The following is a 24,374-nucleotide window of genomic DNA, read 5'->3' as shown; positions in this document are numbered from 1 at the left end:
AACATGCTTGAGACATTTCGCCGCTCGCTGCTGGCGCTGGCACTGGGTGCCAGCCTGATTGGCGGTGGCGCACAGGCCGCCGAGCCGCAAAAGGGCGGTACGTTAAATCTGGTGCTGAACTATGAGCCACCCGCGCTGATTGCGCTGACCACGGTCGCCACGCCTGCACTCAGCGTCAGCGCCAAGGTTACCGAAGGGCTGCTGAGCTATGATTATGAGCTCAATCCTCAACCCCAGCTGGCAACAAGTTGGGAGGTCAGCCCGGACGGCACGCGATACACCTTCCATCTGCGCCCCGGCGTGAAGTGGCACGACGGGCAGGATTTCACGTCTGCCGATGTGGCGTTTTCCATTGAGCTGCTGAAAAAGGTGCATCCGCGTGCCTCCAGTACCTTCGCCAACGTCACGAAAGTGGAAACGCCCGACCCGCTGACGGCGGTGCTGGTGCTGTCGAAACCCGCCCCCTATCTGATTAAAGCGTTTGCCGCCGCCGAGTCACCGATTGTGCCCAAACACATTTACGACGGTACTGACGCTCTGACCAATCCGCACAACAACGCACCGATTGGCACCGGTCCGTATGTCTTCGACAAGTGGGTGCGGGGCAGCTACATCCTCTATAAGCGGAATCCTCACTACTGGGATAACAATCGCCCGTACCTGGATCAGCTGGTGGTGAAGTTTATTCCCGATGCGGCAGCGCGCTCGGTGGCGTTTGAAACCGGCGATGCGGATCTGGGCTATCGTACCCCGGTGGCGCTGAATGATGTGGCACGGCTGAAAACGCTGCCGCAGCTGGGCTTTGAAACCAAGGGCAACAGCTACTCCTACAACGTCAGTTCGTTACAGTTCAACCTCGACGATCCGCATTTCAAAGATTTGCGGGTGCGGCAGGCCGTTGCTCATGCCATTAACCGTAATGTGATTTTGCAGGTGGCCTACTTTGGTCTGGGCCAGGTGACAGCGTCACCGATTGCGCCGGGGATTAAGGCCTATCACGACCCTTCTCCGTCTCCTTATGACTTTGATATCAAGAAAGCTAATGCGTTGCTGGATCAGGCGGGCTTTGCCAAAGGCAGCGACGGTACGCGGTTTAGCGTGACGCTGGATTACAATCCAATCTCAGAGGATCTGCGCAAAACGGCGGAATACACCCGCTCGGCGCTGGCGAAAATCGGTATTAAAGTCACGCTGCGCGCTCAGGATCTCTCCAGCTTTGTGCGCCGCATCTATACCGACAGGGACTTCTCTTTCACCATAAACGGGCACAGCAATCTGTACGACCCGACGGTGGGCGTGCAGCGCGTGTACTGGTCGAAAAACTTCCGCAAGGGCGTGCCGTTCTCTAATGCATCGGATTATCACAACCCGGAAGTTGACCGTCTGCTGGAAGCCGCTCAGGTTGAAAACGATCCGCAGAAGCGCGTTGAGGAGTTTAAAGCCTTCCAGAAAATCGTTGAACAGGAACTGCCCGATATCAATCTGATATCACCGCAGTTTATTACTATCTACAACCGCAAGGTTCACGATCATTCGGTGACCGCCGACGGCGTGGAGGGGAATCTTTCGCAGGTCTGGCTGGAGAAGCAGTAAGAGATGAGGGAAGCCGTCGCTGACGGCTTCCCTCACGCGATGTCAGGATCAGAAGCGATACTGCAGACCCGCGGTCACGGTGTAGTTTTTGTTAGCAATACCGGCCGCATCACCGCCGATTGAGCCAGACTCACCGGTGCTGTTGTCGATAATCTGCGTGCCGCCCTTACCTTCTTCGTATTTGCTGTAGCTGAATTCAGCGAAAACTTTGGCGTTTGGCGTCACGTAGTAACCGGCATCAACGGACACGCCGTAATAGCGAGAGCCGGACGTCTTCTCACGGAAAGTCAGTTCGCGAACGTAGTGTTCGTCGTTATCGTGCGCGCGGACCCAGTCACTGAATTTGAACTGAGTATTGAATTCAAAGTCATTGAAGCGGTACTGACCTACCAGACCGATATACGGCAGGGTGAAGCGCTGGCTGTAGCCAATGCCGACCTGATCATTCGGGAAGTTACCCACGGTACTGCCGTTATCGTAGTTGTAAGACCCACCGGTCGCCGTCCAGCTAAAGCGCGTTTCCTGATAACCGGCCACGATCCCGGCTTTGTAGTCCTCGCCACGCAGCAGCCAGCCCTTCACGTTCAGGTCATACTCGTTGGCGTAGTTGACGTCGGTGCTCGGGTGAGACGAATGGTCGGTCCAGCCTGACTGATTGCTGTTGTCCCAGTCGTAATCATCCATATGACCGGAACCGGATGCCAGCGATGTCCAGCCGCGCGCGTTCAGCGTCAGGAATGAGTAGGCATCCCAGGAGAAATCCGCTTTCAGGATCGCCACATTTTTGATTTTCCAGTCCAGCTGGCTGAGTTTACGGCCGGTCGTTTCGTCATAAACCAGCTCGGTTGATTTGCCGCTCAGCAGGCCCACGGAGGTGGCAACGCTGAGGCTGTCAGAGGATAAATTCGGTATATATTGTGAAGACTCAGCGGAAGCCGTTCCGGAAATCCCAGCCATCACCATCATGCAGATAATACTTTTTTTCATTATATTTCCTGTGGGTAATTATATTAATCCTTAAACTGCGCGCGCAGATTAAAACATGACAAATTGTAAAGCAAGTGTAAGGATTCTATTAAGATGAAATCGGAATCATGCGGGTGATATGGTGATGGGATGATTCGTAGTAGATTTTAAAAATCCACCGCCTTATTTCGCGTAATGAAATTTGTCACTGGGTTTATTTTTCCAATGAATAACTTTCATGTTGTGTTAAAAATAGCCTGATGTCAGGATGTGTCGCTACATTTGATAATCATCAGACACCGATATCTTAATAAGCAGAACGGTGGACATCCTCAATCTGAACGCGTCAGGCAGAGCCAGGACGTGACACGACTGAGGATCATGGAAACGCAACTTAGCGTGCGTTATGACAGGTTTATGGAGAGGTAACCAGATGAAATACAGTGTTTTTATCGCCGCAGCGATGCTGTCCCAGCCCGTCCTTGCCGAAACGGATTACGATAAAGCGGTCAGTGCCTATATTGAATATAACTGCGATTACAATGCCAAATCGTTAATCAAAGAAGAGGCAAAAATCCCCTATAACGACCTGATTGAAGCCTGCAAGAAAGGTGCAGCGGATATTAAAAAGTTTATTACCGACTGGCCCGACTTTGGCACCAATGAAGGTATTATGGCATTCCAGGATACCGTGGCACCCTATGCGAAAGAAGCCAGCGCTGAGGGCGCGTATAAAAACCAGATTTACCAGTATGGCGTGGGCTCGTGGGGGATTGGTTATATTCAAAGCCCGGCAGCAAAAGCCAATACGGTAAAACAGTGGAAGCAGGGAAAGTTTAAGGTGAAATAACCGCCGGGCGATCCGCCGATGGATTGTCTTCGGATGACAATTCGTCCGATTCAGAAAGCCGCCTGCGTTAACAGGCGGCAATGTCATCAGAAAAGTACCGAATAATTCAGGCCAAAGGTGCGGCCACGGCCCTTATAGGTATACAGCCCAGCAGCGCCGTAGGTCGGGCTGTAGAGCCCCGGCGCACGCTGCCCCCATGCGGTGGTGTAATCCTCGTCCAGCAGGTTTTCCACGCTGAAGCTCAGCTTGCCGACCGGCAGCGCGTAGCTTCCCAGCAGATCCACCGTGTTGTAGCCATCAATTTTCTTACCGGCCTCATCGGACAGTGAGAAGGTCTGGGTGCTTTGCAGGCGCAGCGTCCAGTCTCCCGGTGCCCAGCCGATCCAGGTGCTGACTTTCGACGGGCTGGCGCTGTCTACGGTCAGCTTCTTCCACTGGCCGTCAACGCGGGTTTCAGATTTGATGGCGTTAAAGTTGGCACCGGTACTCCATTCACCGTCGTCAAAGAAGTAGTCCACCTGCCCTTCCACACCGTAAATCCGACGCTTATCGTCATCAATATTAATAGTCATATCGGATTTATTGATGCTGATGGTTTTATCCGACAGCGAATAATAACCGGCGATTTGCGTACGCAGGTTATCGCCGATAAAGCGCCAGCCCAGCTCGTAAGAATCGACCTTGATACCATCGAGTTTGGAATTATTCACGTTGACGCTGTTAAGCAGGTTGTAGTGGCCGTTGTTCAGTTGATAGGTGCCGGAACCGTAATACTTTGCCAGGTCCGGTAGCTCAAAGCCCTGCGAGAAGTTAAACCACAGCTGCTGGCGTTCCGTCAGGTGGCCGAGGATGCCCGCGTTGAATAACAGATTGTTGTAATCGGTTTTGCCACCCGGCACGGCATCGGCGGAGGTCGCTTTGCCGCTGGCGATAGCCTGCTGCTGCGCGTAGCCGACGAAATCCTCAACCTTGTTTTCGGTGTACTGATAGCGCACGCCGCCGCTCAGGGTAATCGCGGCGATGTCGTAGCTGCTTTGCAGGAACGGGGCCAGATTGGTAATGCTGTAGCCCGGATAGCGCCCGACGTTGTAAGCATTGTCCAGCTTCATGCCGCCGCTGGCCGCCGCCTGGGCAAGGTCAAAGAACTGCTGGTTGGCATTGAAAGATTCATGCTCGGCATCGACACCCCAGGTCAGGGTCAGATCGTCCAGCGGCTTACTGTTGATGGTCAGCTTGCCGCCGTAGAAATCGGTCTTCTGCTGCGAGGCACCAATCGAAGTGACTTTACCGGCGGACAGCGTCGGGAACGGATAGAAACTCAGGCTTTCATCACGATAGTAAATCTGCGCCACCAGATCCTGGCCCCAGAAATCGGTATTGGCGTACTGCAGGTTAATCAGGTGGCGTTCGGTGCCCGGCAGCCGGTCGGAATCCAGATTGCCCTGGTTATAGGCATTGCCGCTGCCGGTGACCGCCGAGAAGTTTTCGCCGAGGTACAGGCCGTGCTTACCGTCGGACTGGCTTTTGTAATACTGCGTGGTCAGCTGCAGCTGTTGGGTCTCGTCGATATTGATCGTGCCGGTGCCCATCAGATCCAGGCGGTCTGAATACTGCAAGCCGGTCTGGGTATTATCGATGATCACTTCGTTGCCTTTGCCGTCATACCAGCCGCCGTAGCGCTGATACGCTACTGATACCCGGCCAGAGGCTTTTTCATCACCGCCGCTGACCGCAGCGGCAATGTTCTCGTCGCGATCGTTATGGCTGTTAAAGCCGCTTTTCAGCCCGGTCTGAAACTCGACCTGGGTGCCCGCCTGGCCTTTTTTGGTGACGATGTTGATCAGGCCGCCGGTGCTGCCGCCGCCATAAAGCGAGGTGGCTCCGGAAATCACTTCGATGCGCTCGATATTAAACGGATCGATGGAGTCCAGCTGGCGGCTGTCGCTGCGCGAGGAGTTCAGGCGCACGCCATCCACCATCACCATCATCGAGCGGCCGCGCATATTCATGCCGTAGTTGGTGCGCCCCTGGCTGCTGACATCCATACCGGGGATCAGCTGCGCCAGCACTTCTTTCAGCTCTTTCCCGCCCTGCACCTGCTGCTCGATTTCACCCTGCTCTATTACCCAGGTGGTTTGCGCCATATCGGTCACGCTGTGGTTAGCGCGGCTGGCGGCCACCACCAGCGTGTCGTCTTTCTTTCCCTCTGCCCAGCTCCCGGTGGAACACATCATCAGTAAACAAGGATTTAAAACCCAAAGGTAACGGTACTTCATGGTAATCAAATTCCCTTATAAGGAGAAAAATGCGGCTGTCAGCGTCCTCCAGCCGATAAAATCATATCTGCCAGCGATAATGATAATTCTTATTATATTAATAACTGTTAACATGTAAACACTATTTGTAACATCAGTGCGGCAATCTATCAGTATGAAAATTCCCGGGAAAAAGAATGGCGTTGATGATAAAACTCAGATGAGGGTGAAATAAAAACGTTATTCAACGATTCTGGTCAGAGTTTTAAATAAATTTGGTTAATTCAAATTTCGTCTTAAATGAATACCTGATTTTGTTTTAAAGCCAGAATCTTAGGGCTAATTATTAAGACTGTCTGCGTTATTATCAATAATTCCCACCCCGCAAAATAAATGATATTCATTAGTGTTTTATGCTAAAGCCATGATAAAGTTGTTGTTAAAATCGTCTGAATTTCCACTGGTGTAGAATTATGCAACATGAGATAGATCAGTACATATCAGTCATTCTTAATGAATGGATTCCTTTAAGAAAGAGCCTACGCGAAGATACCGTGGCGTTATTATCTCAGATAGCTGAATGCGAGTCGGAAAAGCTGACCAGTAAATTCTACGACAGCATGCTGAAAGACCCTGATACCGCCTCGCATCTTTCTTATGAACTGGTTCAGGTGCAGCTGAGTCGCTCGCTGATCAAATGGCTAAAAGCCGTACTTTGCGTGAAGACCGATGAGCTGGAACCGCTGGCCAAACAGCAGTACCACATTGGCGGAGTCCATGCACGAATCGGCATTCCCATCCAGTTTGTTCAGCGCGGCTCCCGCCAGATTAAATACGGCATCTACCAGTATCTGAAAGAGTATGACGCCGATCGTGCGGTCATTTTTGAAGTGAAGCATTACTCATCAATGGCTATTGATATGGCGATAGAACTCATGAGTCATGCTTATGCGATGTCGCATCACCGCGCTACGCAGAACGAGGAGTCCTATCGTCTGCACGTGCTGATGAACAATTCTGACCTGGAACAGGGCAAGCAGCAGGCGGCTCTGTCCAGCTGGGAAAACACAGTCATGTACGATCTGGTGAGCGGAGCCAGGAACACGGAGTCGTTAATCAGCCTGTCCAGTTCCGGGTTCGGCCTGTGGTTCCGGCATAAATGCGTTAAGAATTTCGGTGAAGATCGTAAGGTTAGTGAAATTCGCCAGTTAATCGATGTTATCGACCGGGAAATACTGGGCATTGATACCAGCGTGGAGCTGGAAGTGAAAAAAACGCAGGAGCTGTTACGCGTTATTCATTCCAACTGCCAGCAGATACATATGAATCTGGAGATGTTATTCAGCGATGCTTCTAATATGAAGGACGGTAAAGATGCGCTGACGAATCTGCTCAACAAACGCTATCTGCCAACAATATTAAAACACGAGGTGAGTCTGGCAATTGAAAATAAATTGCCGCTCAGCGTGGCGATAATTGACGCCGACTACTTTAAGAAAATAAATGATAAATGGGGCCATCCGGTTGGCGACCGTGCGCTGATGCATATTGCCGGGCTGCTGGGCGATAATATCCGCTCGAGCGATTATCTGTTCCGCTACGGCGGCGAAGAGTTTTTGCTGATCCTGGTGGAGGCCGGCGAGTTCGACGCCCGCACCTCGCTGGAGCGGATAAGAAGAACGATCACCAGTACGCCGTTTGAAGTGCTGCCGGGGGAAACTATCCAGATCACCGTCAGTATCGGCTATGCGATCCATAACGGCCATCCTGACTATAACCTGTTATTGAAAAACGCTGATGCCGCGCTGTACACCGCGAAGGGTAACGGCAGAAACCGCATCGAGCGTTTTTAAGTTTGAGTTAGTCGATTAGCGAGTAAACCCCGTGGCGTAGCATCCCTGCTCCACGCCATCCGGAGTCTGAACGGAAGAGAATTAACGCAAAGGCTTGCCGCGAACCGGCGCATCGCCCGCCACGTAGTAGTCGGCGGTGCTGCGCGGCAGCGGCGCGCGGCCGCGAACGGCGTCGGCAATCTTTTCACCGATCATAATGGTGGTGGCATTCAGATTGCCGGTGATAATCAGCGGCATAATCGAGGCATCCACTACGCGCAGGCCGTCCAGGCCGTGCACGCGCCCTTCTCCGTCGACCACCGCCATCTCGTCGGTGCCCATTTTACAGGTGCCGCACGGGTGATACGCCGTTTCGCCGTGATTGCGCACAAACTCATCCAGCTCTTCGTCCGTCTGGTACGCGTCACCGGGGCTGATCTCTTTGCCACGGAAGGCATCCAGCGCAGGCTGATTGATAATCTCGCGGGTGATGCGGATTGCCGCACGGAACTCAACCCAGTCCTCTTCATCTGCCATGTAATTAAACAGAATGCTCGGGTGCTGGCGCGGATCGCGGGATTTCAGCTGCACGCGGCCCCGGCTTTTGGAGCGCATTGAACCGACGTGGCACTGGAAGCCGTGAGCTTCTACCGCGTTGGAGCCGTTGTAGTTAATCGCCACCGGCAGGAAGTGATACTGAATATTCGGCCAGGCAAACGCGGCATCGCTGCGGATAAAGCCACCGGCTTCAAACTGGTTACTGGCACCAATACCGGTGCCGTTGAACAGCCACTCCGCGCCGATTTTCGGCTGATTCCACCATTTGAGCGCCGGGTAAAGCGAAACCGGCTCTTTGCACTCGTACTGCAGGTACATTTCCAGGTGATCCTGCAAGTTCTCACCCACGCCGGGCAGGTCGTGCACCAGCGGGATATCAAACTGTTTTAACAGCTCAGCCGGGCCCACGCCGGAGCGCTGGAGGATCTGCGGCGAGGCAATCGCCCCGGCGGAGAGCAGCACTTCTTTACGGGCGCTGGCGCGATGCAGCGTATCGCCGTCACCCACCAGGTATTCCACGCCCACGGCGCGTTTGCCGTCGAACACAATGCGGTTGGTCAGCGCGTGAGTGATGATTTTCAGGTTCGGGCGCGGTTTGGCCTGGTCCAGGTAGCCGCGTGCGGTGCTGGAGCGGCGGCCTTTCGGCGTCACAAAGCGATCCATCGGACCGAAGCCTTCCTGCTGATAGCCGTTCAGATCGTCGGTGCGCGGATAGCCTGCCTGCACCCCCGCTTCCACCATCGCCGCGAACAGCGGATTGTTGCCCGCTTTGGGTGTGGTGATGCTCACCGGACCATCTGCACCATGCCAGTCGTTGGCGCCGGTGTCGCGGTTTTCCAGCTTGCGATAGTACGGCAGGCAGTCAAGGTAGCTCCAGTTCTCCAGACCGGGCTGCTGCGCCCAGCCGTCAAGATCCAGCGCGTTGCCGCGAATGTAACACATGCCGTTAATCAGCGAAGAACCGCCCAGGCCTTTACCGCGCCCGCACTCCATACGGCGGTTGTTCATGTGCGGCTCAGGGTCGGTTTCATACGCCCAGTTATAGCGTTTTCCCTGTAGCGGGAAGGCCAGCGCCGCTGGCATCTGCGTGCGGAAATCAAAGCGGTAGTCCGGACCTCCCGCTTCCAGCAGCAGCACGTTAATGTTGGCGTCTTCGGTCAGGCGGGTGGCCAGCACGTTACCTGCCGAACCCGCACCGATAATAATGTAATCAAATTCCATGAGTTGCTCCTCTAAGCAGGGATTAAAACACCGACTGGAAGGTGGCCATCTCAATCTGTACTGACTTCAACTGCGTGTAGTTTTGCAGGGTCATCACGCCGTTTTCGCGGCCGATGCCTGAATGCTTGTAGCCGCCCACCGGCATTTCAGCGGCGGATTCGCCCCAGGTATTAATCCAGCAGATACCGGCCTCAAGCTGGTGGATCACGCGGTGCGCGCGGTTCAGGTCGCGGGTGACCACACCGGCGGCCAGGCCGAACTCGGTCTTGTTGGCGCGGCGAATCACTTCCTCTTCGTCGTCATAGCTGAGGATCGACATCACCGGGCCGAAGATCTCTTCGCGGACGATGGTCATCTCGTCGTGGCAGTCGGTAAATACGGTCGGTGCCACCCACGCGCCGTTGTCGAAGCCTTCGCCGGTTAAGCGCTCACCGCCGCACAGCACGCGTGCGCCTTCGGCCTTGCCGCTGTCGATAAAGCGCATCACATTGTCGCGATGGGCGAAGCTGACCAGCGGGCCGAAGTTGGTTTGCGGATCGTTGAGGTCACCGGCGCGAATGCGGGAAACGCGGAAGCGGATCTTGGCTTCAAACGCGCTCTTCAGCGCCGACGGAATAAACACCCGGGTGCCGTTGGTGCAGACCTGGCCGGAACTGTAGAAGTTGGCCATCATGGCGATATCCGCCGCCAGATCCAGATCGGCATCGTCGAAGATAATCAGCGGCGATTTACCGCCCAGCTCCATCGTCACCTCTTTCAGCGTTGAGCCTGCGGCGTTGGCCATCACCTTCTTGCCGCTCACGACGCCACCGGTAAAGGAAACTTTGTCGATGCCCGGATGCTCGGTCAGCAGCTGTCCGGTGACCGCACCGATGCCGGGCAGTACGTTAAACACGCCGTCCGGCACGCCCGCCTCGGTGTAGATTTCAGCCAGCTTCAGCGCGGTCAGCGGGGTGACTTCGCTCGGTTTGAAGATCATCGCATTACCGGCGGCCAGCGCCGGAGCGGATTTCCACAGGGCGATCTGGATTGGATAGTTCCACGCGCCGATACCGGCCACCACGCCCAGCGGCTCGCGGCGGGTATAAACGAATGCGGTTTCACGCAGCGGGATCTGCTGACCTTCCAGTGAAGGTGCAAGTCCGGCGTAATACTCCAGCACGTCCGCACCGGTGACGATATCAACGCTGGCGGTTTCGCTCAGCGGTTTGCCGGTATCCAGCGTTTCTAATGCTGCCAGCGCGTCGTTGCGCTCGCGCAGGATGTCGACCGCACGGCGTAAAATGCGTGAGCGTTCCATGGCGGTCATCGCGGCCCAGATCTTCTGGCCTTTGCGTGCGGATTCGACGGCGCGGTTGACGTCGGCGGCACCGGCGGCGTGAACCTGGGCCAGCACTTCACCGTTCGCGGGGTTGATGGTGTCGAAACGCTCACCGCTTTCTGCTGCGACGTAGCCGCCATCAATATAGAGTTTCTGCTCCGGGAATCGTGACATGGTATCTCCTTTCTCAGGTTATTCGGTTCGTGCAAGCTGTTGACGAATAAACTGACGGGTCAACGCCAGCGCCAGCTCTTCATCAAACGGTTTGCCGCTCAGCGCGGCACGTAGCCAGAGGCCATCAATCAGCGAGGCCAGTCCGTGCCCGGCAATGCGCGCCGCTTCTCGCGGCAGTTCCCTGCGAAATTCCACCACTAACATGCTGAACAGTCTGCCGCTGCTGACCCGCTCCAGGCGGTGTAAAGAAGGCTGATGCATGCTGCTGGACCAGAAATCCAGCCAGGCCTTCATGGCGGCGCTGTGGACCTGCGTTTTATCGAAATTCCCTTCAACGATCGCGCACAAGCGGGCTTCTGCCCCGGCATCGATCAGTTTTTCCAGCCGCGCCGCGACGGCGTCGCGCAGCTGACGGGTTACGTCACGCATGGTCGCTTCCAGCAGACCGTTCTTGTCTTTGAAGTAATGGCTGATGATGCCGGTAGACACGCCAGCCCGCCTGGCAATCTGCACAATGGTGGCATCGTTAATGCCGACTTCATTGATGGTGTTCAGCGTGGCATCTATTAACTGTCTCCGCCTGATTGGCTGCATCCCTACCTTTGGCATAACCTCAACTCCACGAGTAAAACGAGACGCTAGTGTAACTTTTTATTGATTGAACGTTCAATATAAAATGTTTTGTTGCTAGTATGTATGTGTTGCAGGCGATTCGTTACGAACCGCAAGTAATTGTTGTGAATTCTTTTTGTTGATTTAAAAACCAGAGGTAATTGATGAATAATCCACCTGCCAGTGAAAAGGACAAAATCAATCCCGTGGTGTTTTACACGTCCGCCGGGCTGATTTTGTTGTTTTCCCTGATGACGATTCTCTACAGCGACCTCATGGCGAGCTGGATACTGCGCGCCGTTAACTGGGTTTCCGCCACGTTTGGCTGGTATTACATGCTGGCCGCTACGTTATATGTGGTGTTTGTGATTTTTATGGCCTGTTCGCGATTTGGCGCGATCAAACTCGGGCCCGAGCAGTCGAAACCGGAGTTCAGTATCCTGAGCTGGGCGGCGATGCTGTTCGCCGCAGGCATCGGTATCGATCTGATGTTCTTCTCGGTGGCTGAACCGGTAACGCAGTATATGCAGCCACCGGAAGGCCAGGGGCAAACGTTCGAAGCGGCCCGTCAGGCGATGGTCTGGACGCTGTTCCATTATGGCCTGACCGGCTGGTCGATGTACGCCCTGATGGGCATCGCGCTGGGCTACTTCAGCTACCGTTACAACCTGCCACTGACCATTCGCTCCGCACTGTATCCCATCTTTGGTAAACGCATTAACGGCCCCATCGGCCACACCGTGGATATCGCCGCCGTTATCGGCACCATTTTCGGTATCGCTACCACGCTGGGTATCGGCGTGGTGCAGCTAAATTACGGGCTGAAGGTGCTGTTTGATATCCCGGAAGGGCTGGGTGCCCAGACGACGTTAATCGTGCTGTCGGTGATTATCGCCACGATTTCTGTCACCTCCGGCGTTGATAAAGGCATTCGTATTTTATCCGAGCTGAATGTGGCGCTGGCGCTGTTCCTGATCCTGTTCGTGCTGTTTTTCGGTAACACTGAATTCTTACTGAACGCGCTGGTGCTGAACGTCGGGGACTATATCAACCGCTTTACCGGTATGACGCTGAACACCTTTGCCTTCGATCGCCCCGTTGAGTGGATGAACAGCTGGACGCTGTTTTTCTGGGCGTGGTGGGTGGCCTGGTCGCCGTTTGTCGGACTGTTCCTGGCGCGTATCTCACGCGGCCGTACCATTCGTGAATTCGTGCTCGGCACGCTGATTATCCCCTTCACCTTTACCCTGCTGTGGCTATCCGTGTTCGGCAATGCCGCACTGTATGAAATCATTCACGGCGATGCAGGATTCGCGCAGGAAGTGATGAGCCATGCCGAGCGCGGTTTCTACAGCCTGCTGGCACAGTATCCGGCCTTTAAATTCAGCGCTTCGGTTGCCACCATTACCGGTATGCTGTTCTACGTCACTTCGGCGGATTCGGGATCGCTGGTGCTGGGCAACTTCACCTGCAAACTGAAGGACATCAACAGTGATGCGCCGAACTGGATACGTATTTTCTGGTCGGTCACCATCGGTCTGCTGACGCTCGGTATGTTGATGACCAACGGCATTTCCGCGCTGCAAAACGCCACGGTGATTATGGGGCTGCCGTTCAGCTTTGTGATCTTCTTTGTGATGGCCGGTCTGTATAAATCGCTGAAGGTGGAAGATTACCGCCGGGTGAGTGCCAACCGCGATACCGCCCCGTATCTGGCCAGCGCACACGATCGGTTAAGCTGGAAAAAGCGCCTGTCGCGCCTGATGAACTATCCTGGTTCGCGCTATACCGAGCAGATGATGCAGACGGTGGTTTATCCGGCGATGCAGGATGTGGCGAAGGAGCTGGAGCTGCGCGGCGGCAAAGTGATGCTGGAAAGCCTGCCGGCCCAGGAAGGGGAAGACCTCGGCCATCTGGAACTTCGCGTGCATCTGGGCGACGAGCAGGACTTCGTCTATCAGGTGTGGCCGCAGAAATACTCGGTGCCGGGCTTCACCTACCGCGCCCGCAGCGGGAAATCCAGCTACTTCCGCCTGGAAACCTTCCTGCTGGAGGGCAGCCAGGGCAACGACCTGATGGATTACAGCAAGGAACAGGTGATTATTGATATTCTCGATCAGTACGAACGTCACCTGAACTTTATCCACCTGAATCGCGAAGCGCCGGGCAACAACCTGACCTTCCCGGATATCTAAAGCCCCCCGCACGCGGCGTTCTGCCGCGTGCTTTTACCCCATAGACTAATTACTCTTCTCATTGACTGACCCTCTGAGGCGGCATGCAATATCATTCATCGCCTTTGCACCGGGGAATAACCCTTTCGTTGATGATAAATATAAGTCGTGATGCTGCCGTGCACTGGCAGGATGGTTCTTATGTTACTGAACAGGTGACTATTTCTGGTTAGTCATCATTTAAATCATGGGGGATTTTTTGTTATTACCACCTCGACGGTAATTAATTTAACGATGGTTAACTTTCAGTTCGGATAATTCTCATAATGCTGTCAGGTAAGGATTATTTATAGGGAAGGCCTAATTTTTCCGTGTAACTTTATGTATACAAAAATACGCAAAAAGACATGGATTATTACAATCAAAGGGCTTTCATTAATGTTCAACTTTAAAACGACCTTGTTACTTTCCGTTATTGCACTTACTGCCTGCGGTGGAGGCGGCGGTGGTGGTGGCGACGACAGCGCACCTCCGGTCACCACCTCGCCGGGCGAAACCGACAGCGGCAGCGGCGGCGAGAATAACGGCGGCACCACCCCAACGCTGCCCACGTCACCGGCAGCCAGCTACGCCACCGGCGGGACTGTTTCCGGCTACACCTACACCACGCCGGACGGCAGTAAATACACCATGCGCCAACCGGGCCTTGTCGTGACTGGCGTATTCACCCAGATGCTGACCCGCACCGACGGCACTCAGGTTTCCGCCACGTCCTGGTGCTGCGGCACGATGAGCTACACCACCTACGGCACCTGGACGCATTTTGAAAAGGGCACGCATGACGTCTTCTACACCGGCGATGCCACGCTGGCGGCCAACGTACCGACTCAGGGCACGGCGACCTATGCCGGTAGCGGCATGCGCGAAAGCACCCGCAGCGACGCGACCTTCAACGTGGATTTCGCGGCGAAAACCATTAACGGCAACATCGCCGCCGGTGACGATTACGGCAGTGCGGTCGCCATGCAGGGCAAGATCAGCAACGGTGGCTTCAGCGGTGATGCCCAGTCCGGCGGCGAGAACGGCACCTTTATCGGCTACTTCAACGGCCCGGCAGCCGAAGAGCTGGGTGGCATCACGCAGTTCAGCGATAGCACCAAGAACACCTCGTTTGGTGCGACGAAAAAATAATCCCTTTCCGGCCAGCCAGCCTGGCCGGTTTTCCTGCAATGGTAATGTCTATGAAAGTCCGGGCTTTAGCTGTACTGGGATTATTGTGCCCGGTCAGTATGCTTTTCGCTGCACCACCTGAAACCCAGTATCTTCCCGCCGCCAGTCATTTAGACCGGCTTGAACAGCCGACCGACACCGGCGACAGCCGCCGTACGCAACACATTAACAATAGCGATCTTGCGGCGCAGCCTGAGTTGGCCAAAGCGATGCTGGACCGTGCCGTCAGTGAAGGCCAGTGGCCGATCGTGCGCGCGATTTTACCGGTTTACGCCGCTTCCCCGCAGCCGGACGAGATACTGATTCACTTCGCCCGCGCCGGTCTGGCCCGCAGCGAAGGCCATTACGATCGGGCGATAAAACACTATCGCGCGATACTCAGTGCCCACCCCGATTTTGCTGCGGTACGGCTGGAACTGGCGCGGGCGATGTATGAAAACCGGCAGACCGACGCCGCGGAATATCAGTTCCGCCGGGTACTGAGCAGCAATCCGCCGGAGAATGTTCAGCAGATTATCGCGCAGTACCTGGACCGTATTCACCGCGGCAGCCCGCTCACCGGGAGTTTCAGCCTCAGCTATCTTAACGACAGCAACGTGAATAACGCCTCGTCGGGCGACACCGTACGCATCGGCGATCGCCTGTTTATCCGCAATAAAGACAGCCTGCCGCAGCGCGGCGAGGGCGTGCAGTTCAGCGGCGCGCTGCAAAAAGACGTGCAGCTGTATAACCAGCACGGCCTGCGCTTCCTCGGCACGGTGTATGGCAAAAGCTACTGGAACAACCACCGCTTTGATGACGTCACCGGGCGCGTTTACGCTGGCTATCAGTGGCGGGATTTCCGTCAGCAGTTTGCCGTTCTACCGTTCTATGAACAGCGCTGGTACGGCACCGAAAGCTACTCTTCCGGCCCCGGCGTTCGTGCGGAATACAGCTATCTGCTCTCGCCCCGCTGGCAGATAAGCCAGGCGCTGGAGTATCAGAAACTCGGCTATGACAACAGCGACTATGCGTTCCTGCGCGGCCATAACCGGCTTTCCTCCACCTCGCTTTCCCACGCGCTGAACTCGCGGGTTTCCCTGTTTGGCGGCGTGGATTTGCTGGAGCAGCAGACGCTGACGCAGAGCGAAAATAACCGCCGCATCGGGCTGCGCACCGGCACACAGGTTGATTTACCCTGGAAACTCTCTTTCTCCGCGATGGGGGCGTTTTCCCGCCGTCAGTACGAGGCGGACAGCGATATCTTTTCCATCCGTCGCAGGGACAACGAGCAGTATTACAGCCTGGCCGTCTGGCACCGCTATCTCGACCTGTTTGGTCTTATGCCAAAGTTGAATTTCACCTACAAACGGGTAAACAGTAACATCGATTTTTACGACTACCATCAGCGCAATATCAGTATTTCGCTGGATAAAAACTTCTGACGGCCGGGTCGTCGCCCAGGGTTATGCGGCGGCGATGAGCGGCTAAGGTGGACATAATCGATGACGACACTACGTGATTTCAATCGTCTCTGGCGTGACCGCAACGACACCTCATCACTTAAAACGCCGCGCGTACTGATCCGGGTTTTTGTTAAACCCGGTGAACTGGAAAGCAGCGTGGCCTTTTACGAGCATCTGCAATCAACCCGAGCGGATGGCGGATTCCCGTTCCCGGAAGCAGGCTTAAGGCTGGCGATGGTCGGTGCGTTTTTGCTGATTGAAGGCAGCGATGATGCGCTGGCCCCGTTCACGTCCACAACCGGCACGCTGCTGGTAGACGACGTTCAGCCCTGGTACGACAAACTGGTTGCTGCCGGTGCCACGATCATTTTTCCTCTTCAGGTCGTGCCGACCGGTGCAGCGTTTAATGCCGTTCATCCTGATGGCACGGTCGTGGAATACGTTCACCATCGGCCTGATGGTGAGGGTCGCTAGGGTTTATATGGTGATAAATATACGGCGATAATTGCCGTGTAATTGTGTGTTAGTAAACTTACTGTCTCTTCTGGTTTTACAAAATCGCTAAACACGGCGATAATTGCCGTATATTTTACTTTTTGTAAACCCGAGGCGCTATGCTCGATCTTGAAAGCAGGAAAAGGCTAACTACGCTAGTCCCCCATGAACTGATCGCCACAAAAACATGGTTGCGCCAGCAGGGACTCAGTCTGCATTTTATTGATAATGCGGTAAAAGGCCGTGTGCTGAAAGTCCTGGTGCCCGGCGTTTACGCACGATATGAATCCACGTTAACCTGGAAAGGCATTATTGCCTCTCTCCAGCGTATGTCTGATGCTTCAATCGGAGTTGGAGGGCTGTCTGCGCTAAACCTTGAAGGACTTGCCCATTACCAGGAAAGGGGAAAACTCAGCCTGGTGCATCTCTATTCGGATGCTCCACCACCGGCATGGTTGGGAAAACTTGACGGGAATACCCGCTTTAAATGGCATGGGACACGGCAGCTATGGCAGCCGCTTAAGACTAATGAAGCAAAATTTTTTCGTCAGGATATCTGGCGAGAAACACTTCCACCCGTTATCTATTCAGTGCCCGAAAAAGCCATTGTTGAGCTACTTTCCGATGTCCCAAAATTCATCAGCTTCGAACACGCTGACCGGCTAATGGAAGGATTGTCTAACCTTTCTCCCCGACGTCTTGACGTTATTTTGCAGGCCAGCACGAGTATTAAGTCTAAACGGTTATTCATGTGGCTGGCCGGGCGGCATAATCATCCCTGGCTTAAACATCTGAAGCCGGAGAACTATGACTTTGGCAGCGGCAAGCGTGAACTTGTATCGGGTGGACGTTTAAACAAAGCATGGAATATTACCGTACCCAGGGAGATGTCGTTTTAAATGGACAGAGAGAATATTTATTACCGGCAGGTACAACTGCTGCTAAAACTGATACCTGTGATTTCAAGGCACGATTGTTTCTCCTTAAAAGGCGGCACGGCAATCAATCTGTTTGTGCGGGACCTGCCGCGTTTATCTGTTGATATAGATTTGGTCTTTTTACCCGTGATGGAAAGGGATGGCTCGCTAATGGCGATCAAATCGGCACTGGATGAAATCGCAAATGAAACTGCGCAGATTCTCCCTGATTGTCGGGTGTCGAAGTCATATGAAGATAAAAATGACGCACTGCGACTGACTATCGACCGCGAGGGGGTGATCGTTAAGATTGAACTTTCACCTGTGTTACGCGGAACGGTTTATGAAAGTCAGATCATGGTGGTAAGTGAAGCTGTTGAAGATGAGTTTGGATTTGCAGAAATGCAGGTTGTGGCATTTGCTGATTTATTTGCCGGTAAAATTTGTGCTGCGCTCGATCGCCAACATCCCAGGGATCTTTTTGACGTTAAGTGGTTACTCGAAAATGAAGGTCTTTCCGATGAGCTACGTAAGGCTCTGCTGGTGTATATCATCAGCCATCCTCGCCCGATCTCAGAGCTACTGCAACCCCAGTTAAAGGATATTGCTGCCATATATGAAGGTGAATTTCGTCATATGGCGGAGATAGACGTCCCTCTTGGCGAGTTGGAAAGCTGCAGGTCAGCATTAATCTCCCTGGTTAATTCCTCACTCACCGATTCTGAACGTCAGTTTTTGCTGTCATTCAAAAACAGGTTGCCAGACTGGTCGCTGTTGGGGCTGCAAGGCGTAGACCAGCTTCCCGCCGTTCGTTGGAAGCTACAAAATCTTGGCAAGATGTCTGCAGACAAACACGCTGTAGCATTGGACCGACTTCGTAAAATATTAGGTTGATCGTCACTTTCTGCGGGAATGCAGAGTCCGCAACTATGCTTATGTCACTTCCCCTACTCCGACACAGGACGGGCTGAATATCTCCGAAGATGATTTCCTTATGGAGCTGCGCCAGAGCGGGGTTGAGCACCAGGGACAGGTGCGGCTGACGCTGATTGAACTGGACGAGAAGCCGAGCCTGTATTATTTCGACGATCGGGACGTGCGACCCGGCCTCAGTGTGTTGCCGCCGGAACATCGATCCGCGTTTACCCGGGTGCCAGATTCGGGGTTATATGCCTGCATCCGCTGCGGGCTGAGCTTGTATATTGTCGGAGGTGAAAGCCCGCCCTGCCCCCGTTGCAAAAATGCGCTGTGGTCGGCGGCACTGGCGACCCGACGTACGCAGTAGCAGTTAATGAGAGTTCAGTTGCTAACGTTATCGATACCCGTGAACTCAAATCGTGCGTGCCATGTGGCAGCCAGGAACAGACTCAAAAAAGTAGAGACAGACTGATATCTCTCAACTATCTCAAAATCAGCGTTTTTTGCGATAGTCTGTTGTGATTACCCACCCGAACCTCGTATAACTTAGCTCAGTGCGGCGGTGATGCTGAATTACCGGACCGCAGACATTTTTCTGAATCAAACATGGGAAACACGATGAAGCTACATATCTATCAGCACTGCCCTTTCTGTAACCGCGCGCGCATGATTTTTGGTTTTAAGAATCAGCCCGTTGAGCTTTCGGTGATTATGGAAGGCGATGTGGAAACGCCAACCCGGATGGTGGGTAAAAAAGTGGTGCCGATCCTTGAGAAAGATGACGGAACCTATATGCCGGAGAGCATGGATATCGTTCACTACGTTGATGGCCTGCAGGGCGATCGCGTGGCGGCGGAGCCTGCAGATCAGGCGATCGTTGAGTGGAGCAAGCAGGCGTCCGGGGCGATTTATAAACTGGCTATTCCCCGCTTCACCCGCGCTGATTTTGCCGAGCTGGCAACGCCGGAAGCCCGCGCGGCCTATACTCAGCGCGAAATCGCCGCGTTCGGGAATCTGGAACAGTTGCAGGCGCAGAGCGAGGCGTTTATTGCTGAGGCAGTGGAAAAGCTGACCGAGATTGAACCTTATCTGCAAAACTTCAGTAAGGTATCCACCACCGAGTTTATTCTTTTCCCCGTGCTAAACAGCCTGAGCATCGTAAAAGATTTCCCGTTCAGCCCGGCCTGTTTGGCCTATTTGCAGAAGGTTTCTGCGCTGAGCAAGGTGCCGTTGTTTATTGAGAAGGCGCTCTGATTCACTTGTTCGCCCTCTTCCCTGAGGGCGAATCCTGGCTTCCTCATTCGTTCTGCGCTGCGGATTATCCTGGTGAGGCAGCCGCCAGTCCGCTCAGCAACATTAGTGATAGCTTTCAAAGTCAAGGGATTACCTGCTTACCTGCTTTCCCGCCCTCACCCGATAGTATAAAAGCGACAGCAGGATCAGCGCACAGCCCAGCATCTGCTGCAGGCTCATCATCTCGGTAAACCACAGCGCGGCGGCGACCACGGTCAGCAGCGGTTCCAGCAGCATAATCAGCGCGGCGTTGGCGGCGCTGGTCATACTCTGCCCTTTCAGCTGTAGCCAGAAGCGCAGGCTGGTGGCGATAAGTACGCTGGCGGCCAGCCATCCCCATGTGGACAGCGCAACCTGCGGCGGCCAGGTTTCCAGCAGTAGGGAGAGTACGGAAGCAATAACGCCGGTACAGATCAGCTGGAATGACGCCAGCGGACGTACGGAAACAAAGCTGGCGTATTTGGTGTTATAGCAAAAGTAGATCGCCTGCAGGATGGCCGAGCCGAGGAAAAAGAACTGGCTTGGCTCAAACACAATGTTCTTTTTCAGGGTCAGCAGGCCCAGCCCCACCATACCCACGGGCAGGGAAACCCAGAATGACGCCGACGGACGAGCCTGTAAAATCACCCACGCGACAATCGGAACAAACAGCATCGACAGGCTCATAATAAACGCTCCCTCCCCCAGCGATCGGGTGGTGGCGACGCCGTATATCCACAGCAGCATACAGCAGGCCAGCAGCAGGCCGCTGATCAGGACCGACCGGCGATGATGCAGAGCCTGTCTTAATTCGCTGCGTTTGCAAAAGCAGAGCAGTAGCAGGCCGGCCAGCAGGAAACGCAAACCAAGAAATGCCATGGTGGGCATACCGGACACTGCCTCTCTGGAACAGATCCAGCCAAATGCGGCAATCATAGTGGTGCATACCAAAAAGATATCTGCGTGGCCCTGCCGTGACGACATGTTAAGTCCTTAAGTCGTTGAAAAATTATGTCTGCTTTGCTGGTGCGGCGATGCTGGCTTTCGCTCGTTCTCTGCCAGGATGAGTCGTGATACCGGTAAATTGTATGGAATTTTTCTTCCGCTTTATATATCAAGCGAAAATATTAATTCACTAAAAGGTTAAGGCGGCGCGAGCCCGCAGAGCCGCTCATCCCCCCAGCATAATTAAACTCACACTAAAACCACATGTTGGTTTCTGATGCCAGGAAGGCGAATGAGGCGTATTAAGGCCGCCTGTTTTCGTCGAAGATTGATGTATTTTATCTTTATAACAGCCAGTTACCTGTGGATTTCCGGCGTTAACGGGCAACTTTCTGGAAAAGTTTGATGTGGTTTTAGTGTGGCTAATACGCTGTTTTGTTGTTGTGGTTGTGTGGTTTTTATGTTTAGATAATGACAGAACCTGAAGCCGGGATGATGTTTATGACACAGTTGAATGAAAATGTTGATGTGGTGGTGATCGGCGGTGGCGTTGTCGGATGTGCGGTATTCCGGCGCTTCACGCTGATGGGCGCACGCACGATGCTGCTGGAAAAAGGGGGAGATATTCTTTCCGGTGCCAGTAAGGCGAATAGCGCCATCCTCCACACGGGCTTTGACGCCCCTACCGGGAGCCTGGAACTGCAATGTATGCAGGCTGGTTACGAAGAATATATGGCCATTCATCAGCAGATGAATTTGCCGCTGCTGAAAACGACGGCCATCGTCGTTGCCTGGAACCAGGAGCAGCTGGAGGCCCTGCCGGGAATTGTGCAGCAGGCCCATAACAATGGCGTGTTCGACGTCGAACAGATTTCTTCTGAGGAAGTCTATCGCCGCGAGCCGCACCTGGCGAAAGGCGCACTCGGCGGCGTTTACGTTCCGGGAGAATACGTCATCGATCCGTGGAGCTCGCCGTTGGCCTATATGACTCAGGCGGTGATGCACGGCGGTCAATATGCTTTCAACTGTGAAGTACAGCGTGTGAAATCCACCGATGACGGCTGGGAGCTGACGACCAGCAGAGGCCGTGTACAGACCCGGCTGGTGATCAACTGCGCCGGGAATCACGGCGATCTGATTGACGGCATGTGGCGCACCCCGGAATTTGAAATCCACCCGCGCAAGGGGCAGTTCCTTGTGTATGACAAGGCTTCGGCATCACAGATTAACGCCATTATTCTTCCGGTTCCTACACCGACCACCAAAGGCGTACTGCTGTGTAAAACCATTTTTGGCAACATGATCCTCGGCCCCACTGCGGAGGAACAGCAGGACCGTAATCGTGCGGACGTGGATGAAACGGTCATGCAGGGGCTGATTGAGAAAGGCAGCCTGATGTTACCGACGCTGACAGACTATCCGGTCACAGCGACCTACGCCGGTCTGCGCCCTGCCACCGAGAAAAAAGAGTACCGCATTTTTCATTACCCGCAGGACAGCTGGATCACCGTCGGGGGAATTCGTTCCACCGGGTTAACCGCCGCGTTGGGGATCGCCAGCCACGTGGAATCGCTTTATCAGCAGCACTTCCCGGCGTTATTTACCCTGAACCCGCCCCCCGAGCTGCAATGGCCACGTATGCCGATGCTCTCAGAGTATGAAACGCGGGATTACGCCTGCCCGGGTAACGGCGGCATTGTCTGCCACTGCGAGCTGGTCACACGCCGCGAGCTGGAAGCGACGTTTGACTCCGCCATCCCGCCGGAATGCATTGGCGCGTTACGACGCCGCACCCGGGTAATGATGGGGCGCTGCAACGGCTTCTTTTGCAGTAATAACGTTGCTGAAATCATCGGTCATCGTTTTGAAAACACACTGGTCGTCGGGAAAGTCGAATGAGCAATCAGTATGAAGTCATTATTATCGGTGCGGGCCCATCCGGGCTTGCCGCAGCCCGCTCTCTGCTTGAGGACGGCATTCGCAACGTTCTGTTAATTGAACGCGAAGCAGAAGCCGGTGGCGTTCCCCGCCACTGCCGCCACCCTACTTTTGGTTTACAGACCTATTTCCGACCGATGAACGGCCATAACTGGGCGGCGCGCATTCTCAAACGTGTTGCCGGAAAATATGAAATCCGCACCAGCACCACCGTGGTGAATATTAAGCCCGGCGGTGAAGTTGACGTGTCGTCCGATCGCGGTTTTGAAACGCTGAAGGCGAAGCGGGTGATTATCGCCACCGGCGTGCGCGAAACGCCCCGCCACGCTCGCCTTGTCAGCGGCCTTCGGCCACAGGGCGTACTCACAGCCGGTGCGCTGCAACAGTTTATCTATCTGAAGAAGCTGAAACCCTGTAACCGTCCGGTGATCGTGGGTTCCGAACTGGTGAGCTTCTCGACTATCTGGACATTGCGCAACGCCGGAATCAAAGCGCTGGCGCTGATTGATGAGAATTGCCGTACGGTGGCGTTTCGCCCCAGCGCGCTGTACGCAAAACTGATGGGGGTGCCGCTGCATCTGGGGGCGCATATCACGAAAATTAACGGCGCTGAGCGGGTGGAAAGTGTGGAGTTCACCGATGCGAAAGGCCGGACGCAGTTAGTGGAGTGCGACAGTATTATCTTCACCGGGCGTTTCACCGGCGAGTACACGCTGATCCGTAAAAGCCATCTGGCCTTTGAACCGAGCAGCGGTCGGCCGCTGTTCGACCAGTCCGGGCGCTGTTCCGATCCCTGCTATTACGCGGTTGGTAATATGACCCATCCGGCGGACATGGGCGATCAGTGTTATCAGGAAGGCCAGCAGGTCGGGCATGCGGTCGCGGATTCCCTGAAGAGTAAGGATGCAGGAGGTTTCAGCGTGCCGGTTTCACTGGCCGAGGTGTTCCGTATTTCTGCGCCGAATGTGATTCGCTGTGGTGAGGACGGCCGTGGTGCGGTGACGCTGAATGTGCGTGTGAATGCGGCTTACAGCGGAGAGATTGTGATTCGCGATGGTGAGAAAGAGCTTTATCGTAAACGTCATCGCTGTATGCCGGAGCGGCGCGTTCTGCTGAAGAATATTGATGTGGCGGGGCTGACGCCGGAGAGTGTGTTGACGGTCTCTGTTCGCTGATTATTAGCAGATGCCGGTTGTTTGCAGTCGTTATCGACTCAAGCCAAAGTAAACGTTTAGGAAGCCGCGAGTCTATTAGATCGCGGCTTTTTTGTTGCTGGATGGGTGGTAACGGCGGCCAGCCTTTGCGGCTGCCGTGTGGTCCTCGCGCCGCTTGCGCGGTTCCCTCGGTTACGGCATCCGGCCTGCCGGACCGGTGAAGATGGTGCCTCCCTGCACCAGCTTCACCTGACGCCCACATCCCTGTTGGCGTCTCCTGGCCTGCTGCCTTCACCTCAGCGCTGCGAATTACCCGGCAGCCGCAAAGGCTGGCCACCTGCATCGATCCAGTCCGCTGTTAAAAAAGCAGTGAAGTTCGAAGTGAAGCGTGCTGTATTGAACTCCTGGCCATAAGCTTCTTTCAATGAACAGCCGCAAAGCTGCGGATTTTCCTGTGAATGCGACTACTTTTGCCACATACGTTTAGTCGCTGAGCCATACTTG

19 protein-coding genes are annotated in these 24,374 nt (G+C 54.5%); 13 read left to right on the top strand and 6 right to left on the bottom strand.

Translation table 11 applies throughout. The features are described 5' to 3' along the window. Positions 1-3: 3 nt before the first annotated feature. Complete coding sequence (locus IBT47_RS02590) at positions 4-1,593, top strand: ABC transporter substrate-binding protein (RefSeq protein ID WP_200559038.1); 1,590 nt, start codon at positions 4-6, stop codon at positions 1,591-1,593. Positions 1,594-1,641: 48 nt separating this feature from the next. Here IBT47_RS02590 and IBT47_RS02585 read toward each other — a convergent pair whose 3' ends face one another. Further along, on the bottom strand, positions 1,642-2,580 hold the full coding sequence (locus tag IBT47_RS02585) for an omptin family outer membrane protease (protein WP_200559037.1): 939 nt from the start codon (positions 2,578-2,580) through the stop codon (positions 1,642-1,644). Positions 2,581-2,992: 412 nt separating this feature from the next. Between IBT47_RS02585 and IBT47_RS02580 the strand changes: the two genes are divergently transcribed. After that, positions 2,993-3,409 carry a hypothetical protein gene (locus IBT47_RS02580; protein WP_200544931.1) on the top strand — a complete coding sequence of 139 codons (417 nt, stop codon included), beginning with the start codon at positions 2,993-2,995 and terminating at the stop codon, positions 3,407-3,409. Positions 3,410-3,495: 86 nt separating this feature from the next. Here the strand turns inward: IBT47_RS02580 and IBT47_RS02575 are convergent, their stop codons facing one another. Further along, positions 3,496-5,685 (bottom strand): TonB-dependent siderophore receptor, encoded by a 2,190-nt coding sequence (locus IBT47_RS02575; RefSeq protein ID WP_200559036.1) that lies wholly within the window; start codon positions 5,683-5,685, stop codon positions 3,496-3,498. A 452-nt stretch (positions 5,686-6,137) separates the two neighbouring features. Here IBT47_RS02575 and IBT47_RS02570 point away from each other — a divergent pair, with 452 nt between their 5' ends. Then, entirely contained in the window at positions 6,138-7,517 is a 1,380-nt protein-coding gene (locus IBT47_RS02570) for a GGDEF domain-containing protein (protein WP_105591762.1), read from the top strand. Positions 7,518-7,598: 81 nt separating this feature from the next. Here IBT47_RS02570 and betA read toward each other — a convergent pair whose 3' ends face one another. The 3 genes from betA to betI are packed head-to-tail and all read right to left on the bottom strand — an operon-like array spanning position 7,599 to position 11,379. Continuing rightward, positions 7,599-9,275: a choline dehydrogenase gene (gene betA / locus IBT47_RS02565; RefSeq protein WP_105591761.1), complete on the bottom strand. Its 1,677-nt coding sequence runs from the start codon at positions 9,273-9,275 to the stop codon at positions 7,599-7,601. A 22-nt stretch (positions 9,276-9,297) separates the two neighbouring features. After that, the gene (betB, locus tag IBT47_RS02560; RefSeq protein WP_200559035.1) at positions 9,298-10,770 is read right to left on the bottom strand and encodes a betaine-aldehyde dehydrogenase; all 1,473 of its coding nucleotides are present in this window, start codon (positions 10,768-10,770) and stop codon (positions 9,298-9,300) included. Positions 10,771-10,788: 18 nt separating this feature from the next. Further along, positions 10,789-11,379, bottom strand: a complete 591-nt coding sequence (gene betI, locus IBT47_RS02555; RefSeq protein ID WP_200559034.1) for a transcriptional regulator BetI — start codon at positions 11,377-11,379, stop codon at positions 10,789-10,791. Positions 11,380-11,546: 167 nt separating this feature from the next. On the opposite strand from betI, the gene IBT47_RS02550 reads away from it, so the two are divergent. The 8 genes from IBT47_RS02550 to grxB all read left to right on the top strand — a co-directional run bounded on the left by IBT47_RS02550 (position 11,547) and on the right by grxB (position 19,815). Further along, the gene (locus tag IBT47_RS02550) at positions 11,547-13,577 is read left to right on the top strand and encodes a choline transporter (protein ID WP_200559033.1); all 2,031 of its coding nucleotides are present in this window, start codon (positions 11,547-11,549) and stop codon (positions 13,575-13,577) included. A gap of 417 nt (positions 13,578-13,994) precedes the next feature. Next, complete coding sequence (locus tag IBT47_RS02545) at positions 13,995-14,747, top strand: Slam-dependent surface lipoprotein (protein ID WP_200559032.1); 753 nt, start codon at positions 13,995-13,997, stop codon at positions 14,745-14,747. Positions 14,748-14,791: 44 nt separating this feature from the next. Beyond that, positions 14,792-16,210, top strand: a complete 1,419-nt coding sequence (locus IBT47_RS02540) for a porin family protein (RefSeq protein WP_234471667.1) — start codon at positions 14,792-14,794, stop codon at positions 16,208-16,210. A 60-nt stretch (positions 16,211-16,270) separates the two neighbouring features. Then, the gene (locus tag IBT47_RS02535) at positions 16,271-16,705 is read left to right on the top strand and encodes a VOC family protein (RefSeq protein WP_200559030.1); all 435 of its coding nucleotides are present in this window, start codon (positions 16,271-16,273) and stop codon (positions 16,703-16,705) included. Between the two features lie 140 nt (positions 16,706-16,845). Beyond that, positions 16,846-17,625, top strand: a complete 780-nt coding sequence (locus IBT47_RS02530; protein WP_200559029.1) for a type IV toxin-antitoxin system AbiEi family antitoxin domain-containing protein — start codon at positions 16,846-16,848, stop codon at positions 17,623-17,625. Beyond that, on the top strand, positions 17,626-18,537 hold the full coding sequence (locus IBT47_RS02525) for a nucleotidyl transferase AbiEii/AbiGii toxin family protein (protein WP_200559028.1): 912 nt from the start codon (positions 17,626-17,628) through the stop codon (positions 18,535-18,537). A 100-nt stretch (positions 18,538-18,637) separates the two neighbouring features. After that, positions 18,638-18,928, top strand: a complete 291-nt coding sequence (locus tag IBT47_RS02520; RefSeq protein WP_200559027.1) for a hypothetical protein — start codon at positions 18,638-18,640, stop codon at positions 18,926-18,928. 251 nt (positions 18,929-19,179) lie between these two features. Further along, complete coding sequence (gene grxB, locus IBT47_RS02515; RefSeq protein WP_200559026.1) at positions 19,180-19,815, top strand: glutaredoxin 2; 636 nt, start codon at positions 19,180-19,182, stop codon at positions 19,813-19,815. A 129-nt stretch (positions 19,816-19,944) separates the two neighbouring features. Here grxB and IBT47_RS02510 read toward each other — a convergent pair whose 3' ends face one another. After that, complete coding sequence (locus IBT47_RS02510; RefSeq protein WP_200559025.1) at positions 19,945-20,817, bottom strand: DMT family transporter; 873 nt, start codon at positions 20,815-20,817, stop codon at positions 19,945-19,947. Between the two features lie 462 nt (positions 20,818-21,279). Between IBT47_RS02510 and IBT47_RS02505 the strand changes: the two genes are divergently transcribed. Both IBT47_RS02505 and IBT47_RS02500 read left to right on the top strand, forming a co-directional pair. Next, positions 21,280-22,677, top strand: a complete 1,398-nt coding sequence (locus IBT47_RS02505) for an NAD(P)/FAD-dependent oxidoreductase (protein ID WP_200559024.1) — start codon at positions 21,280-21,282, stop codon at positions 22,675-22,677. Beyond that, positions 22,674-23,891, top strand: a complete 1,218-nt coding sequence (locus tag IBT47_RS02500; RefSeq protein ID WP_200559023.1) for an NAD(P)/FAD-dependent oxidoreductase — start codon at positions 22,674-22,676, stop codon at positions 23,889-23,891. The genes IBT47_RS02505 and IBT47_RS02500 overlap by 4 nt, the downstream gene beginning before the upstream one ends. Positions 23,892-24,374: the final 483 nt, after the last annotated feature.

Origin of the sequence: Erwinia sp. S43 (genome assembly GCF_016624745.1) — a bacterium.
Lineage (GTDB): Bacteria > Pseudomonadota > Gammaproteobacteria > Enterobacterales > Enterobacteriaceae > Erwinia > Erwinia coffeiphila.
Note: the sequence above shows the minus strand (reverse complement) of the source record. Positions and strands in the feature narration are given on the sequence as shown.